At 69.8% G+C, this 15,783-nt stretch carries 14 protein-coding genes; 10 read left to right on the forward strand and 4 right to left on the reverse strand.

Annotated elements, in window-relative coordinates; genetic code table 11:
• Window positions 1-213: 213 nt before the first annotated feature.
• From H6693_10575 to H6693_10595, 5 genes are all read left to right on the forward strand, one after another.
• Window positions 214-774, forward strand: a complete 561-nt coding sequence (locus tag H6693_10575) for a hypothetical protein (protein ID MCB9516626.1) — start codon at window positions 214-216, stop codon at window positions 772-774.
• Between the two features lie 120 nt (window positions 775-894).
• The gene (locus tag H6693_10580; GenBank protein ID MCB9516627.1) at window positions 895-1,356 is read left to right on the forward strand and encodes a YkgJ family cysteine cluster protein; all 462 of its coding nucleotides are present in this window, start codon (window positions 895-897) and stop codon (window positions 1,354-1,356) included.
• Window positions 1,353-2,723 carry a hypothetical protein gene (locus H6693_10585; protein MCB9516628.1) on the forward strand — a complete coding sequence of 457 codons (1,371 nt, stop codon included), beginning with the start codon at window positions 1,353-1,355 and terminating at the stop codon, window positions 2,721-2,723. Before H6693_10580 ends, H6693_10585 begins: the two co-directional genes overlap by 4 nt.
• Before the next feature lie 39 nt (window positions 2,724-2,762).
• Window positions 2,763-4,457, forward strand: coding sequence for a hypothetical protein (locus H6693_10590; GenBank protein ID MCB9516629.1), 1,695 nt, complete (start codon window positions 2,763-2,765; stop codon window positions 4,455-4,457).
• The gene (locus H6693_10595) at window positions 4,454-5,290 is read left to right on the forward strand and encodes a CpsD/CapB family tyrosine-protein kinase (protein MCB9516630.1); all 837 of its coding nucleotides are present in this window, start codon (window positions 4,454-4,456) and stop codon (window positions 5,288-5,290) included. Before H6693_10590 ends, H6693_10595 begins: the two co-directional genes overlap by 4 nt.
• Here H6693_10595 and H6693_10600 read toward each other — a convergent pair.
• The 4 genes from H6693_10600 to H6693_10615 all read right to left on the reverse strand — a co-directional run bounded on the left by H6693_10600 (window position 5,284) and on the right by H6693_10615 (window position 9,631).
• The gene (locus tag H6693_10600; GenBank protein MCB9516631.1) at window positions 5,284-5,631 is read right to left on the reverse strand and encodes a hypothetical protein; all 348 of its coding nucleotides are present in this window, start codon (window positions 5,629-5,631) and stop codon (window positions 5,284-5,286) included. The genes H6693_10595 and H6693_10600 overlap by 7 nt on opposite strands.
• 13 nt (window positions 5,632-5,644) lie before the next feature.
• Window positions 5,645-8,059 (reverse strand): hypothetical protein, encoded by a 2,415-nt coding sequence (locus H6693_10605; GenBank protein ID MCB9516632.1) that lies wholly within the window; start codon window positions 8,057-8,059, stop codon window positions 5,645-5,647.
• 97 nt (window positions 8,060-8,156) lie between these two features.
• A complete protein-coding gene (gene epsI, locus H6693_10610) occupies window positions 8,157-8,786 on the reverse strand; it encodes an EpsI family protein (GenBank protein ID MCB9516633.1) in 630 nt (209 codons plus the stop codon).
• Window positions 8,765-9,631: an exosortase/archaeosortase family protein gene (locus tag H6693_10615; GenBank protein MCB9516634.1), complete on the reverse strand. Its 867-nt coding sequence runs from the start codon at window positions 9,629-9,631 to the stop codon at window positions 8,765-8,767. The genes epsI and H6693_10615 overlap by 22 nt, the downstream gene beginning before the upstream one ends.
• A gap of 91 nt (window positions 9,632-9,722) precedes the next feature.
• Between H6693_10615 and H6693_10620 the strand changes: the two genes are divergently transcribed.
• The 5 genes from H6693_10620 (at window position 9,723) to H6693_10640 (ending at window position 15,781) form a co-directional block, all read left to right on the forward strand.
• Window positions 9,723-10,988, forward strand: a complete 1,266-nt coding sequence (locus H6693_10620; GenBank protein MCB9516635.1) for an O-antigen ligase family protein — start codon at window positions 9,723-9,725, stop codon at window positions 10,986-10,988.
• A 182-nt stretch (window positions 10,989-11,170) separates the two neighbouring features.
• Window positions 11,171-12,454: a DUF362 domain-containing protein gene (locus H6693_10625; GenBank protein ID MCB9516636.1), complete on the forward strand. Its 1,284-nt coding sequence runs from the start codon at window positions 11,171-11,173 to the stop codon at window positions 12,452-12,454.
• A 16-nt stretch (window positions 12,455-12,470) separates the two neighbouring features.
• A complete protein-coding gene (locus H6693_10630; GenBank protein MCB9516637.1) occupies window positions 12,471-13,304 on the forward strand; it encodes an alpha/beta fold hydrolase in 834 nt (277 codons plus the stop codon).
• 132 nt (window positions 13,305-13,436) lie between these two features.
• Entirely contained in the window at window positions 13,437-14,420 is a 984-nt protein-coding gene (locus H6693_10635; GenBank protein ID MCB9516638.1) for a hypothetical protein, read from the forward strand.
• Entirely contained in the window at window positions 14,417-15,781 is a 1,365-nt protein-coding gene (locus H6693_10640) for a glycosyltransferase (GenBank protein MCB9516639.1), read from the forward strand. The genes H6693_10635 and H6693_10640 overlap by 4 nt, the downstream gene beginning before the upstream one ends.
• Window positions 15,782-15,783: the final 2 nt, after the last annotated feature.

Here is a 15,783-nt window from a genome sequence, read left to right on the forward strand (position 1 = left end):
CGTGCCGCCCCGCGCCGCGCGGCCCCCCATTCCCTCGTGGGCGCCAGGCGTTCCACCCCCTAGATCTCGTGGCAGTGCGGCCATAACTTCTGTCATGGCATACAGATGTGAGGGAGCCTTGAAGAATTTTCTTGCCAGTTCGCGCCGAAGAGGGCAAAAGGGTGGCGTTCGGACGGACCCGCCATCTCCGTCACGTGTCGGGAGGCCTCGCCGATGATCCGTGAGAAGCAGGTGCGACTTCGCCAGGACGGGAAGGAGTTCACGGGGACGATCTCCTACTTCTCGCCCTTCCTCATGAAAAAGCGCCGCGAGGCGGAGCTGCCGGGACACGGCGGCGACATCTTCCTCGAGCTCAAGAGCTTCGACATCGCCTCGCTGCTCATGGTCAAGACCGACGTCATGGCCGAGGGCCGCGGCTACGATCACTACGACAGCTTCCAGTGCCTGCAGTCGCAGCTCAGCGAGCAGGGCGCGGAGATCCTGTCCTGCGGGAACTGCCAGTACTTCCTCTTCTCGGGCATGGCGCGCGACATGAGCAACGGCTCGCGCGGCTACTGCCTGCACGGGCGCCTGGGACAGAACCTGCGGCCCAAGGACATCCGCGAGATCTTCCACTGCTGCGAGTACTTCGAGTTCGGTCCCAAGGAGGAGCGGGAGGCCTACCGCCAGCGCTGGCGCACGAGCCTCATGGCCCGTCCCCTGGATCAGCGCCCGCGCGCGGGCTCGCCCCGCGGCGACGCGGGCGACGACGCGGAGCCGCCCGAGCTGCCCTGACGCCTCGCGACCGCGCTTGTTACCCGGCCGGGCCTGGACTATCATGCGGACACTCCGCGTCGCTCCACGACGCCGGCACCCACCCTCCGGCCCCTGGGCCGGGACATCCCGGACGGCCCGATGTTCGACCCCACCGATCCCATTCCGGAACATCCGGAGAAGATGAGCACCGGCGAGGCCCTGGCCATCTGCCAGCGCTGCCGCGCCACTTGCTGCACCTACATGGCCATCGAGATCGACGAGCCCACCACGGTCGCCGACTTCCAGAACATCCGCTGGTACTGCGCGCACAAGGAGACCTGGGTCTTCAAGGAAGACGGCTCCTGGTACGTGGTCTTCAACACGCCCTGCGAGCATCTGCAGGCGGACTACAGCTGCGGCATCTACGAGACGCGGCCCCAGGTCTGCCGCGACCACAAGTTCGGCGAGTGCGACTACTTCCTGCGCGGCGAGTTCGATCTGGAACTGCGGACGATCGAGGAGGTAGACGCCTACCTCCGCAAGCGTTTCCCCAGCCATTTTCGTCGCAAGCAGCAGGAGGCCCGCCGCAAGGTGAAGGCGAGCGGGGCGGGAGGCGAGTGAGCGCAGCGGGAAGGACGGCGCCCCTGGGCGTGCTGTTGCTGGCCCTCGCGCTGGGGATCGGCGGCTGCGGCGAGGGGGATCCGCTCCAGTCCAGGCTGCATCGCGCGCAGCGCGACTACTGGCAGGCGAGGCGCGACCAGGAACGGCTGGACATCTACCCCGGCCGCGCGCTGGCCGAGGAGTGTCTCGCGCGCTACGCCGCGCTGGCGGCCGCCAACCCCCTGAGCGCGCTGCCGGACAGCGTGGGCGATTCCGAGGCGGTCGCCGTGAAGCTTGCCCGCGTGGGCAGCATGGCCGCGCAGGGGGCCGCCTCGATCTACTGGGAGCTCGGGCAGCGGGAGACCGCGGTCGCCTTGCTCCAGGCCGAGTTGCGCGACGATCTGCCGCTGGGCTCGCTCGTCGAGCGGCGGCTGCGGGTGACGCTGGCCGGCTACCTGCGCGAGAGCGGCCGGCCTGCCGAGGCGCTGGACGTCTACGCGAGCCTGCTGCATCCGCTCCGCGCGGGGCTCGAGCCCGGCGACGCCGCCTACCCGGACGCCGAGCTGCTGGCCCTGCCGCCGCAGATGGTGGAACTGGCCCGCGCGCACGGCGATCCGCGGCTGCTGGAGGCGACGGGCGAACTGCTGGCGGACTACTTCGGCCGCCTGGCCGCGGACTACACGGGCCGCGAACCGGGCTATCAGGGCCTGCTGGTCTGGACCGACATGGCCACGCGACTGGGGCGCTGGAAGGACGCGGAAGACGCCCTGACGCACCTGGCCGCGGACTACCCGGCGCGCGAACCCTGGCGCGCGGAGTTGCGTCGAGCCCGCCTTCTGGCGGATCATCTCGGCCAGCCCGCCGCCTGCGAGGCCATCCTTCGCCGCTGGAGCGAGGGTGACGACCACGCGGCCTCCGTGGCCGCGGGCATGGAGCTCGTGCGCTTCCTGCTGGCCCGGGACCGCCTGGCCGAGGTGGCGCCCGAGCTGGCGCTGCTACGCGCGCGCGTCAGCGGCCGCGAGGAGCGCGCCGAGCTGCTCTATCTGCGCGGGCGCTACGAGGCGCGGCGTGGGGCCTGGGACGTCGCGCGCCAGCGCTGGGGCGAGGCGGCGGCCGAGATGCCCTACACGGGCTTCGGCATGCGGTCGCAGCTCGCCGTGGCGCAGATCTGGGCGGACCGCCACGAGCCGCGCTTCGCGGCCAGGGCGCTGGAGCGGCTCTACGAGGCCTGCCGCCGCAACGCCCGCAACGCGCCGGGCAGCGAGCTGGCGGACGTCTCGCTGGGCCTGGAGGCGAAGGCCGATTCGCTGCTCGGCACGCTCCCTGCGACGGACGCCACGGTGAGCGCTCTGCGCGCGCGCCGGCATCCGGCCCGGGACGACTCGTGAGACGCCGGACTCGGGGATGGGAATTGCCAAGGAGAGCCGATGGCTACCGATGATCTCTTGAAGGAACTTCTGGGCCAGGGCCAGAAGAAACAGATCGATCCGCTGCAGTACTTGCGCATCATCTGGCGCAAGAAGCACCTGCTGCTGATCCCTCTGGCCGTGAGCTGGGTCATCGCCGCCGTGGGCGTGAACTTCATCCCGCCCACCTTCGTGGCGGGCAGTTCCGTGGCGATCGAGAGCGACACCAACTTCACGCGCGACCTGTCCATGCTCCTCGACGAGCAGGCCAGCCACCGCCAGGAGGTGTCCGAGCTGGCCAAGGTGCGGGCGGAGGTGCGCGCCCAGGACTTCCTGGACGAGGTCATCAACACGCTGTCGCTGGACCAGACGCCGCTCCTGCGAGAGAAGGCCCAGAACCTCGTGGACGGGCCGCTGGCCGGCGCGGACATCGAAGAGGTGGTCCGCCGCCTCGCCGCCGAGGAGCTGCGCGACCGCACCGAGGTGCGCTTCGGCGCGGCCGGGGTCTACAACATCACGACCCAGAGCCACGATCCCACGAACGCCTATCTGATCAACAGCGTGATGGTGCAGAAGTACGTCGAGATGCGGCGCGCCCGGGAGCTGGCTGAGATCACGGCCAAGGGCGACTTCAGCGACGAGCAGGTGGCCATCTTCAAGGAGAAGCTCCACCGCGCCGAGCTCGAGCTCGAGCGCTTCCAGGAGACGCAGCAGCAGACCCTGGCGGCGGGCAATCCCGTGAATGCGGGCAACGTGGCCGTGGCCCAGGAGGTCATGAGCAGCTACGCGCAGGAGCTGAGCAACATCGAAGGCCAGGTGGACCAGACCCGGTCCCAGCTTCGCTCGCTCTTCGGCGTCGTGCCCACCAGCGACCGGCTGCTCTCCGACCGCGACCTGCGCGCCCTGAACAACAAGCAGATCCACACGATGGTGCAGAACCTGATCCAGTACCTGGGCATCAACCAGCGCCGGGATCAGTCCCTCACCGAAGTGGTGGAGGACGCCAGCGTCGGCGCCGATCGCCAGGCCTACCGCGACCGTCTCGGCGTGCTCACGGGCCAGATCTATGCGGGCAACTCGCCGCGCGAGCGCGAGCTGATCGTGAGCTACTACTACCGGCTGATGCTGGTGGGCACCTTCCAGGAGCTGGTGGACACGCTCAGCCGGCACATCAACAACTTCCGGCAGAACGTGAGCGGGGCGCCGGCCTTCCAGGCGGAGCTCGACCGCCGCAAGGCCGAGGCGGCCAAGTATCGCGAGTTCCTGGAGGCCTTCCAGCAGCAGTCCACGAGCGCGCAGATCACGCGGGCGATCCAGGCCAGCCAGCTCGCGACGCGCATCGACATCCGCGACCACGCCGTGAAGCCGATCGCGCCCGTCAAGCCCAACAAGCCGCGGCTGCAGATGGTGTTCGTCGGCATCGGCCTGGTGACCGGGCTGGCGCTGATCTTCATGACCGAGTTCTTCAATCGCGCCTTCTCCGACGTGAAGGACGTGGAGGCGCTGCTGGGCCTCCCGGTCCTGGGCACGATTCCGCCCCTGGCCCAGGGGCCGGGCAAGGCGCGCGTCCAGCGGCGCAAGAACACGCTGGTCTGGGTGATCGCGATGGGCCTCTTCGCCGTGCTCATGGCCGGCGGGATGGTCTTCGTCAAGGACATGAACTCGCGGATCGAGCTCTACGTCGACCGCGTTGCCGCCGAGGAGCTGGTGCCGTGAGCAAGAAGACCCCCGAGCAGACGCTGCCCGAGGAGCAGGCGCGCAAGCGCGAGGCGCTCGCCACCGGCGGCGGACAGGGCAAGGTCGCCGGCAAGGCCCAGGGCGGGAAGCCGCGTCGCGAGCGGGCCAGCGAGACGATCCCCGGCACCGAGGGCGAGCCGCGGAGCATCTACGCCGTCTACCAGGAGGAGAGCCCCGTGGCGGTGGAGTTCCGCCGCAGCTACGCCAAGCTCAGCTACCACATGAAGCAGGAGAACAAGCACTGCTTCCTGATGACCAGCGCGATGGAGGGCGAGGGCAAGTCCACGGCGGCGGCGATGATGGCCATGACGATCGCGCGCTATCGCAACTCGCGGACGCTATTGCTGGACGCGGACCTGCGCCGGCCCCGCGTGCACGAGTTCTTCGAGCTGCCCGCCCGCGACGGCTTCGCCGACGCGCTGCTGGGCGAGCGCGACATCATCGACACGATCAAGGACACGCGCGTGGAGAACCTGAAGGTCATCACCTGCGGCAAGCGCGTGGCCAGCCCCACCGGGCTGCTCCAGGCCGACAAGCTGTCGGCCATCATCAGCGAGCTGAAGTTCTACTTCGACACGGTGATCCTGGACTCGCCGCCGGTGCTGCCGGTGAGCGACGCCGCGCAGATCGCCGGCGAGACCGACGGCGTCATCTTCGTGGTGATGGCGGGCGTCACGCAGCGCGACGTGGTCAAGCGCGCGGTGGACATCCTGCGCGACAGTCGCATCGAGGTGCTGGGCGCGCTGGTGAACAACGCGAGCCAGGTGCTGCCCTACTACTACTCCTACGACTACTACGACTACCGCTACTGAGTGACGGGCCGCGTGGGCACGGCGTCGTGGGAGAAGAACACTTCCACTTCGCGCGCTTCCCCGCGGGCGTCGAAGCTCACGGTGGCCGAGTAGCCGCGAGGTCCCGCCGGGTCCAGTCGCCCCCAGCGCCAGCGACCCTCGGCGAACAGGATGCCGTAGTTGTCGGCCGCGAAGGGCGAGCGCTGATAGCGCGCCTCGCAGGCCTCGTTGGCCAGGCCCACGGCCAGGGCCAGCGCCTCCTGCTCGCCGAGGACGTCACCCCCTCCACGCAGCGCTCGACTGCAGCCGGCCAGCGACAGCGCGATCAGCGCGAGCGCTGCCAGTCTTCCGAGTGCGGACATGCCGGACCTCCCGTCAACGCGGTAGATCCATTATATCCGTGAGGATGTGGCCGAGCAAGCCGCGCGCGTTCTCGTCCGACAGGTAGTAGGGCGTGAAGCCCAGCAGCACGCTCGGCGTCTCCGGCGCGCCCAGGCCCACCAGGCCCACCACGTGGACGTCCCCCGCGCCCGTGCTGTAGCAGGACTCGCAGTAGTCGTCCGGCCAGCCTTCGGCTCCCGAGTGCGCGTCCGCCGGGGCGCTGCCCCAGCGCGTGGTCGAGTCGGCGGGCAGGTAGGTCAGAAGCGGCAGGTACTCACCCGGGCGATAGGCGAGGGGTGGATCGTAGAGGCCGGCCATCCAGTCCCAGTTGTAGATCTCCGCGTCGGCGAGGCCGAAGAGGCTGTCGCCCGGCGCGAAAACGGGGCCGGCGTCGGCGAACCAGTCGTAGACCTCGGCGCGGAAGCGCAGCGTGTCGGGTGGCGTCCAGCCCTCGGCGTTGCCGAACTGGGCCAGCGACGCGCCGTCGACGCGCGCGCCCACCATGCCCCAGGCCGTGCGATAGGTCCGCCAGTCGTCGCCGACCTCGGGGTAGTCGCGCGGGCTGACGTCCGCGGGCAGCGCGCAGGCGTCCACGCCGAACCAGCGGTAGGGGAGGAAGCGCCGCACCAGCGCGTCGCTCTCGGCGTTCGGAAGCTCGGGCACGCGCAGGTCGGTCAGGAAGCCCACCGGTTCCTTGCGCTCGTAGCCGTCGGCGGCCATCTCGCCCGGCGTGGGCAGCAGGTTGTAGATGGGCCGCGAGCCGCAGAGCAGCAGGCGTCCCCCGGCCTCGAGCCAGGGCGACAGGAGATCCTGGTGGACGTAGCTAAGCGTGAAGGGGTCCTTGAACCCCGCCGAGCGCGCCAGGCCCGAGCTGCCGGCATCCCGTTCCCTGACCTCCCAGACGATCCGCGCGTAGGCGGCGAGCATCATGAACTCGGGCCTGGGGTCGACGGTCGTGAGGCGCAGGTAGTCGCGGTCGGGCACGAAGCCGCCGTAGTCCGCCAGCAGCGCCGTCCACCAGTCCTGCATCTGCGCGTCGCTGTGCGGGAAGGTGCCCCAGGAGTTCTCGGGACCCAGCGGCCAGCCCTGCTGCGGGTCCTCGCTGGCGGTGTTGTCGTAGTCGTCGATGACGAGCAGGTCATTGTCCATGATCAGCGGCGTCACGTGGACCACGAGCGTGGCGGTGATGGCGTTGCCGGCGAAGTCGCGGCACTGCACGCGCAACGTGTGCTCGCCGTCGGCATAGCTGACCTGGGACGAGGTCGCGCTCGCCGACCAGTCGCTCCACTCGTCGTCCTCGTCGGGGTTCACCAGGTCCCAGCCGAAACGGTAGGCCTCGATCTCGGCGCCGTAGTGGGAGGCGTCCCCGCGCCAGGCCAGCTCGAGTTCGGTGTCCGCGGGCGCGGCGACGTCCATGGTCTGGTCCTGCCAGTAGCGCGCGAGGCCGAAGAACGATCCGGAGAGCAGCAGGCTGGGCTGCAGCGACGTGAGCACGCGCAGGCGGCGCATGTTGACGCCGTCCTGGAAGTGGCTGGTCACGGCGCCGGCCTCGTCCATGGCCTGCACGAAGAAGCGGTGGAGTCCGCTGGCGCCCGCCCCGCTCGCCTCGAGATCCCGCAGCAGCGCGGTTCGTCCGCCGTTCTCGCCGTCCGGGTCGAGCTCGTTCCAGCCGCGCCAGGCGCTCCAAGCGCTGTCGGGCAGCAGGGCGAGCAGGCCGCTGTCGGGGAAGGCGGCGAGGTCCTCCTCGTGGACCAGGGCGAAGCGGCTGGAGTCGGGGTCGATGACGCTGCCGTCCTGCAGCGAATCCCAGCCGGTCCAGCGGAAGCGAACGACGGTGGCTGCGTTGTCCACGCCACCGAAGCCCCCCTGGTCGGCGGGATAGGTGATGCGCACTTCCGGCGCCAGCGTGGTGGCCGTGAAGGTGCGGTGGGCAGGGAGCGCGGAGATGCCGCCGTCGTCGTCCACCGCGCGGACGAAGATCGTGTGCTGGGCGTGGAAGCGCTCGGGATCGGGCTCCCAGTAGATGGAGTCGGCGGGCTCGTCGAGGTCGGGGGACTGGTCCGCGCTCACCACGAAGCTCGCCTGGAAGGCCGTGGTGCGGGTCCAGGTGTAGCCGAGCGCCTCCAGGCGCGCGTAGAGATTCGCGTCGATGAGCAGCGGTCCCGTCACCTCGTCGTTGGTGAGCAGGTAGTCGAAGCCGACCACGCGGCCGTCGGCGTCATGGCCGCTCCAGTAGAACTGGACGCGATAGAAGGTGTCCAGATCGCCGTCCACCGGACCGCCGGTGAGGTTGGCCTCGGGCAGGCGGTTGGCCAGCGGCTCGGGGTTCTTCTCGAGGAGGGTGCAACCGGCGGCGAGAAGGGCGGCAGCCAGGGCTGCGGCGAGCAGCGGCAGGGGTCGGCGAGGCATGGTCCGTTCCATTTCCGGGGCGCGCGGGGAATGCGCTATTGGGAACAAGATAGCGGGGACGCGATCACGATGGCAATTGGTGATCGCGAAACGCCGGCTAGAAGGGCAGCGCCTCGCGCAGCTCGGGCTCGAGCGTTTGTGCGAACACGGTGAGACGATCGAGCGCCTGGTCGGCGGTCTCGTCGGGCGCGAGCTGCGTGGAGTAGCGCAGGAACGCGGCGTCCAGCGGACGCCCCAGCAGCGACGCCAGCGCCAGCTCCGCCTTGAGACGGAACTCGCTCGTGGTGGCGCCGCCGTGGGTCAGGTACTGGTAGAGCACCACGCGGCGCTCCTTGTCGCGCTGGATGAGCAGCTCGCCGCTGGGGCCGCCGAGGCGCTCGTCGTGGGTCTCGCTGAGGATGTTCCAGCCGCTGCCCGGGTAGCAGTGCCGCGGCGAGTGGATCTGGCTGCCGAAGCGCTGCTGGGCGAAGTAGCCGACGAAGAGCCAGTACGGGTGCTCGCCCTGGCGGTAGCTGCGGATGAGCGACTGGGTCGCCTGCAGCATGTCGGCGATCTCGTCGTCCAGGTGGTCCTCGACGCCGGTGATGTCCCCGACGTTCAGCGGAATCGCCTCCAGCGCCGCGGGACTCGCGGGATGCGCCCGGCGCGCCGCCAGCGCGGGCCCGAGGCCGAGGGCCAGGGCCAGCGCGAGCAGCAGCACGACCCTCACGCGGATTGCCGGTGCCACCGGAAACCTCCTCCCAGCAGAAAGAGCAGCCCCACGCCGATCCCGAAGGTCAGGAAGCCCGTGGCCTGGTGCAGGGCGCCGCCCAGGAAGTCGCTGCCGGCCAGGTGGACGAGCACCGCCGTCAGCACGATGCGCAGCGCGTTCGTCAGCATGGCGATGGGCACGGCCAGCGCCACCAGCAGCACGCGCAGGCCGCGCGGCATGGGAAAGAGCCCCGCGGCCAGCGTGCCGACGGCGACGAGCGCGATCAGGCTGCGCAGGCCGCTGCAGGCGGTGACCACGTCGAGGCTGGTCTCGCGCAGGTGGATGATGTTGCCGGTCTGCACGTGCGCCACCCCGAGAAAGGTGAGCGCCTTCGCGCTGGCCGTGGCGCTGAGGAGCTGCAGGGGAAAGGCGACGCGGTAGAAGAAGACGTAGGGCAGCGGAATCATGAAGATCAGGAAGAAGAGCGGGAAGCGCAGCAGGCGGAAGGCCCGGACGCCGTAGAGCCCGCGCACCAGTCCCCAGAAGACGAAGAGCAGCGACAGGCGCAGGGCGAAGAGCTCCGCGGCCACGGTGCCCACCGCGTAGAGCAGCAGGCCCGGCACGAGGAAGGGCAGCGCGGCGGCCACGCTGGGCTCGCCGCGGCGGGGCAGGCGGTCGAGGTGCCGGAAGGCCAGGAAGGCCGCGATGACGGGAACCAGGAGGCCGTGGGTGTAGTTGTCGTCGTCCATCCACTGGCGCAGGAGGCCCAGCAGGACGCCCGCGTACAGCGCCAGGAAGGCGACCAGGATCAGCAGGGTCAGCAGACCCTGGCCCGGGCCGCTGGTCCAGCCGAGGAGACGTCGCAGCTTTCCGCCGTTCATGGCTTCAATTCCCTGGCCTCCCGGCCGATCATGAAGTAGGACGACAAGTGTCGCGCCCCCGGACGGCGCGACTCCACCGAACGGACTGCCCGTGGCCTACGTCTTCACCGTCGTGTTCGCGTTCTTCGCGATCTTCCAGCCCGGCGTTCTCTGGCCGGCGACGGCCTCGTCGCGCCCGCTGTTCCTGGCGGCCTTCCTCGCGCTGATCGGCTGGGGCCTTTCCGCGCGCTCGTCGATGCCGCTCAAGCCCAAGCCGACCCTGGGCTACTTTATCACCGGCTTCGTCGTCGCTCAAATCCTGTCGGTGCTCCAGCTCTTCTACATCCCCTACGTGATCGAGACGACCATCCGCTGGGGCACCTTCGCGCTGGGCTACTTCCTCATCTCGAGCCAGATCCGGAGCGCCGCCCGGCTCAAGGTGCTCTGGGGAGCGATCCTCATCGCCACGACCTGGCTGGCCGCGCAGGCGGCCTGGGTATACCACACCCAGCCCTTCACCCACCCGCAGCTCAACGGCGGGCGCCTGGCCAGCTACGGCGCCTACAGCGGCGCCAACGACCTGGCGCTGATCGTGGTCTGCTCCTGGCCGCTATTCTTCAAGTTCATCGACCTCAACCGCAAGCTCGTCTTCAAGCTCATGATGATCGTGCCGCTGCTGCTGCTCATCTACGTCGACCTGCGCACGCTCAGCCGGGCGGGCCTGATCGGCCTGTCCATGGTCATGGGGCTGTCGCTGCTCCGCGGCCGCTCGCTGGGACGGCTCGGCCGCTGGGGCCTGATCGTGCCTGCTGTGATCGTGGTGTTCATCGTGGGCAGCAAGCTGCTGCTCACGCGCTCGGACGCCAAGGACTTCAGCGGGCAGGACGAGAGCGTCCAGCACCGCCTGGACGCCTGGTACGCGGGCCTGCAGATGCTCAAGAGCAGCCCGCTGATCGGCGTGGGTTCGGACCGCTTCCCGGAGCTGTCCGACGACTTCGGCGCGGGCCTGAAGATCCAGGCCCACAACACCATCGTGAAGGTCTTCGCCGAGAGCGGGTTCTTCGGCGGTATTTGCTACCTCGGGATCATCTTCACCACTTTCAGCCACCTCTGGCGCAACTGGCGGCGCTTCAGCAAGATAAAACCCGACGGCCCCGAACTCTTCTACGCGGAGGCCCTGGGCATCTCGCTGATGGGCTTCTTCTTCAACACCCAGTTCTCGGTGAAGGCCCACGAGTGGTTCCTCTACTTCGTGGTGGCGTCCACCACGTCGCTGGACCATCTGTACCAGCGGGAGATGCTGATCTACGCGCTGAAGGTGGAGAAGGCGGCGGCGCTGATCGCGGGCAGCGGGACGCCGGATGCGAAGTCTGCGTAAAGTCGGTGGTTTTCCGCCCGGTTTTTGCTATGCTTAGGTGGCCGCAGCGGCTGTAGTTTCAGTCGTTTGACTCCGTTATGCGCCCTCCGGCGCCGCGGCGGGAGAGCGAAGGACAGACGGCGCCCCGCGGCGACCGGGTCCGCCACCATAGAGCGCGACGAACCCAGAGTCGGAAGCGAGACATGATGTCCAGACAGCACGATTACGATCGCGAGCACGAGAAGATCGGCTACCAGCCGACCGCCGAGCAGATCGCCCAGTACAGCCGGCGCGACTTCCTCAAGATCAGCGCGCTCGCGGGCGCGGGGGCCTACGGCGCCCTGTCCCTGCCCGGCCTGGGCGTCGTGCCCTCGGCCTGGGGCGCGCCGGCGGCCAACCGGGTCGTGCGCGTGCACTGCGGCACCATGCAGGACTGGAATTTCAGCGATCCCGCCTTCTACAACTACGTCAAGCAGCCCGTCTACGACGACATGTTCGCGCGCGGCATCACCTCGCTGACCGGCCGCCAGAACGTGGTGCAGGCCTGGTCCGAGCTGCTGGTGGGCTATCAGCCCGGCGACAAGATCGCCATCAAGCTGAACCTGAACAGCTACGACGAGAATGCGAACCAGACGGTCGAGATGGCCTACGCCGTGATCGAGAGCCTGAAGCAGTTCGGCGTGCAGGCGAGCGACATGAAGGTCTTCGACGTGGTCCGCAAGTTCCCCGACTACTGGCGCAACCGGTGGAGTTCGGACGTGCAGTACGTCAACAACGTGGGCGTGGACTGGGACGGCAACGCCACGGTCTACTTCCCCGCCATCGACACCTCGCACCGCTTCCCCAGCGTGCTGAGCCAGTGCGACCACCTGATCGTGCTGGGCCTGCAGAAGGGGCACAAGGGGTACATCACCGGCAGCATGAAGAACCACTTCGGGAGCCAGGAGCTGCCGGCGGATCTGCACATCTCGCGCTACGACAACATCTGCACGCTGGCCAACTCGCCCTTCGTCAAGGGCAAGACCCGCCTGATCGTGGTCGAGGCCGCGTTCATGACCTGGGACCACGAGGGGCATCCCTTCGAGGAGACCTACGCCACGGACCTCTTCCCCGTGGGCGTCAGCGGGCACAGCAGCCCCAACTTCATGATGTTCGGCACGAACATGGTGGTGATCGACAGCCTGCTCGGCGACATCCAGAACCACGAGCGCGCGGCGCGTGGCGAGGTGCAGTGGTCGAACGACTACATCGACATGGCCGCCGCGGCGCCCTACAACATCGGGCCGCGCGAGGAGGGCACGATCGTGTCCAACGCGTCGGGCTGGAGCGCCGTCGACCTGCGCTACAACACCTACGACTACGTGAGCTTCAGCCTGCCGCCGGTCACCCGCAAGGAGATCGACGCGCTGAACCTGCGGCTGCGCGCCGGGAGCATCCACTGGAGTCAGCTCCAGCACCTGGTGGAGCGCTACAACGCGCAGCTCTAAGACCGGACGGTAAGGCTTGGAGACCTTCGCCTTCCTCCCCGTCGCCGGGGAGAAGATCTTCACGATCACGCATCGGCCCGAGACACGCCGGCACCCCGCCGGCGTTCTCATGCTGCACGCCTTCGCCGAGGAGAAGCTCTGGACCCAGCGCGCGAGCGCGCTGCTGGCCCGGGCGCTCGCGGACGCGGGCCTGCCCGTGCTGCGCTTCGACCACCGCGGCCACGGCGACAGCGACCGCGAACACCACGAGATGACCCTGGACTCCATGCTGGAGGACCTGGACGCCGCCGCCGCGGCCTTCCGCACCGCCGAGGGCGTGGAGGAGCTGCACCTCTTCGGCTTCCGCCTGGGCGGCGCGCTGGCGCTGGCCCGCGCGGCCGAGCTCGGCGCCAGCTCGGTGGCGCTGGTGAATCCCGTGGCGGACGGCGGCGACTTCCTGATGAAGACCCTGCGCAGCAACCTCACCACGCAGATGGGCATCTACGGCGAAGTCCGCAAGGACCGCGACACGCTGCTGGCGGAGATGCGCGAGACGGGATTCCTCAACATCGACGGCTACCATCTCTCGGCCGCCTGCTTCGACGCACTCTCGGGCCTCAAGGCCGAGGACGCCGCCTTCGCCGGCCCCGGCCTCGCCCTCTCGCTGGTGCGCCGCGAGGGCGCGCCGGCCGACGCCGACACCCGCGCCGTCTTCGCGCGCCTGGAAGGCCACGCGGCCTCGCGCCTGGAGACGCTGGTCTACCCGTCCATCTGGGGCGAGCAGAAGGTCTACGCCACCGGCGACGCCACGCTCTTCGACCCGCTGGTGGCGTGGTTCGGCGGCGGTTGGCGGGGGAGCGACGTGAGCTGAGCCGCACGCACGATTGACCCGATTCCTGCTTCTTCCTATTCTCACCGTCCCTGAACCGACCCCACGCGGCGCGCGATGGCGCGCCCTGCCCGAGCGCTGCGGATCCGTCCGCGCGCCCTGGAGAGACGTCCGTTGAACACGCCGCAGCTTGCGTCCGGCTCCCGCGCCCTGGACGAGGAGGTCCTCGTCACCGAGAGCGGCGGGCAGCGCCTGCCGGGGATCCTGAGCCGTCCGCCCACGCCGCTGGCCGGCGCGCCGGGCGTGCTGCTGCTCAGCCCCGGCCTCAAGCACCGGGCGGGGCCGCACCGCCTGCACGTCAAGCTGGCGCGCCGCTTCACCGCGCTGGGCTTACCTGTCTACCGCTTCGACTTCCACGGCACCGGCGACGCCGAGGGCACGCTCTTCAGCGATGAGGTGCCCGTGCTGCACGAGGCCATCCAGAACGGTCACTTCGCCGAGAACGCCGCCGACGCCGTCGACGCCTTCTGCCGCGCCGCCGGCATCGACCGGGTCGTCGCCTGCGGGCTCTGCGGCGGGGCCATCACCGGGCTCTACGCCGCCGAGCGCGACCCGCGCGTGGTGGGGATCATGGGCTTCCAGCTGCCGGTGAAGGTGCTGGACACCGAGACGGACTTCGCCGACCAGATCAGCGAGGAGTTCAGCGACTTCATCCTGACGCTCTACCTCAAGAAGCTCTTCAGCCCGGCCGCTTGGCGGAACTTTTTCGGCGGCAAGAGCGAGTACCGTCTGATCTGGAAGACGGCCACGCGCCGCCTGGGCCGGCTACTTGGGAAGAAGGACAGCCCGGCGCCGAAGGCGGTCGAGATTCCCAAGGGCATGAACCGCAACTTCCTGCGCGCCTACGACGCCGTCGAGCGGCGCCTCGCCATGCTCTGGATCTACAGCGAGCAGGAGCGCGCGCGCTACGACTTCGAGAGCGACTTCGAGCAGACCTGCCTGGCCGGGCGCCAGCGTCCCTACGAGAAGGTCGTGATCCCCGAGAGCAATCACGAGTTCGCGCCGGACGCGGCGCAGGCCACGCTGCAGGCGACCATGGTGGACTGGCTGGGGCGTCACTACGGCGCCCGGGCGGGCGGGGAGGGGAGCGCGGAATGACGCGCAAGGTGCTCATGATCAGCCACGGCTACCCGCCCGTGGGAGGGAGCGGCATGCTGCGCACCCTCAAGTTCAGCAAGTACCTGCCGCCGCTGGGCTGGCAGCCCGTGGTGCTCACGCTCCAGCGCACCAAGCATCCGCGTCTGGACACGCGGCTCTTGAAGGAAGTGCCGGCGGGCACGGCCGTCTACCGCTCGCCGGTCTGGAACCCGCTGGACCTGCTCGTCTGGCTGAAGTCCCTCCCGAAGCGCCTGCGCCGCACGCGGCCGGCCGCGCCCGGTGCTGGGGGTGGGGGCGGCGTGGCGGAACCCGCCACCGACGACGCCCCCCGCGGCGGCCCCATGGGCCTCCTGCTGGACCTGCTCACCACGCCCGACAGCTACAGCGGCTGGCTGGGACCGGGGCTCTGCATCGGCCTGTGGACGCTCCTGCGCCACCGGCCGCGGATCATCTACAGCACCAGCCCGCCGCCCACGGCGCACCTGCTGGGCGGCCTGCTGGCGCGGCTGGCGCGGCGGCCCTGGGTGGTGGACTTCCGCGACCCCTGGACGCTGCAGTTCCCCGCCGAGCAGCTCGCCACGCGCAGGGGGCGCTGGAGCCGTCGGCTCGAGGCCTGGGTGCTGCGCCGCGCCGACCTGGTGATCTGCAACACGGACCCGCTGGCCGACGCCCTGCGCGCCACCTACCCGGCGATCCCCGCCGAGCGCTTCGTCACCATCACGAACGGCTTCGACCCGGCGGACTTCACCAGCGATCCCGGCGCGCCGCCCGCGGACGGCCCCTTCCGCTTCGCGCACACGGGCGAGTTCTTCCCCACGCGCAACCTGCGCGTGCCGGATCCCTTCCTCGCCGCGCTGCGCGACCTGGCCGAGGAGGGCGCGCTGGACCCCGCCAGGGTGCGCGTGCGCCTGGTGGGCAGCGGCGAGTACACCGGACTGCCGCAGTTCGCCGCGCTCATGGAGTCACCCGCGCTGGCCCAGATGGTGGAGGTGGTGGACTTCCTGCCCCACGCCGAGATCCCCGCCGAGCTGGCGGCGAGCCACGCGCTGCTGCTCTTCCAGAACGGCGAGATCTTCCACATGCAGGTGCCGGCCAAGGCCTTCGAGTACATCCGGGCGGCGCGGCCGATCCTCGCCGTGGCGCCCCCGGGGGCGACCGCCGCGCTGGTGGCCTCGGTGGACGGCGGCCTGGCCATCGCGCCGGACGACGCCGCCGGCCTGCGCGCCGCCATCCTCGCGCTGATCGCCGGGCGCGGCGCGCTACCGCGGCGCGGTGAGGAAGAACTCGAGCGCTTCGGCCGTCCGGGTCTCGCGCGCAAGCTGGCCGGGCTGATGGACCGCCTGGCCCCTCAGGGAGGTTGACG

It is taken from the genome of Candidatus Latescibacterota bacterium, from assembly GCA_020633725.1.
Taxonomy (GTDB): Bacteria; Krumholzibacteriota; Krumholzibacteriia; order JACNKJ01; family JACNKJ01; genus VGXI01.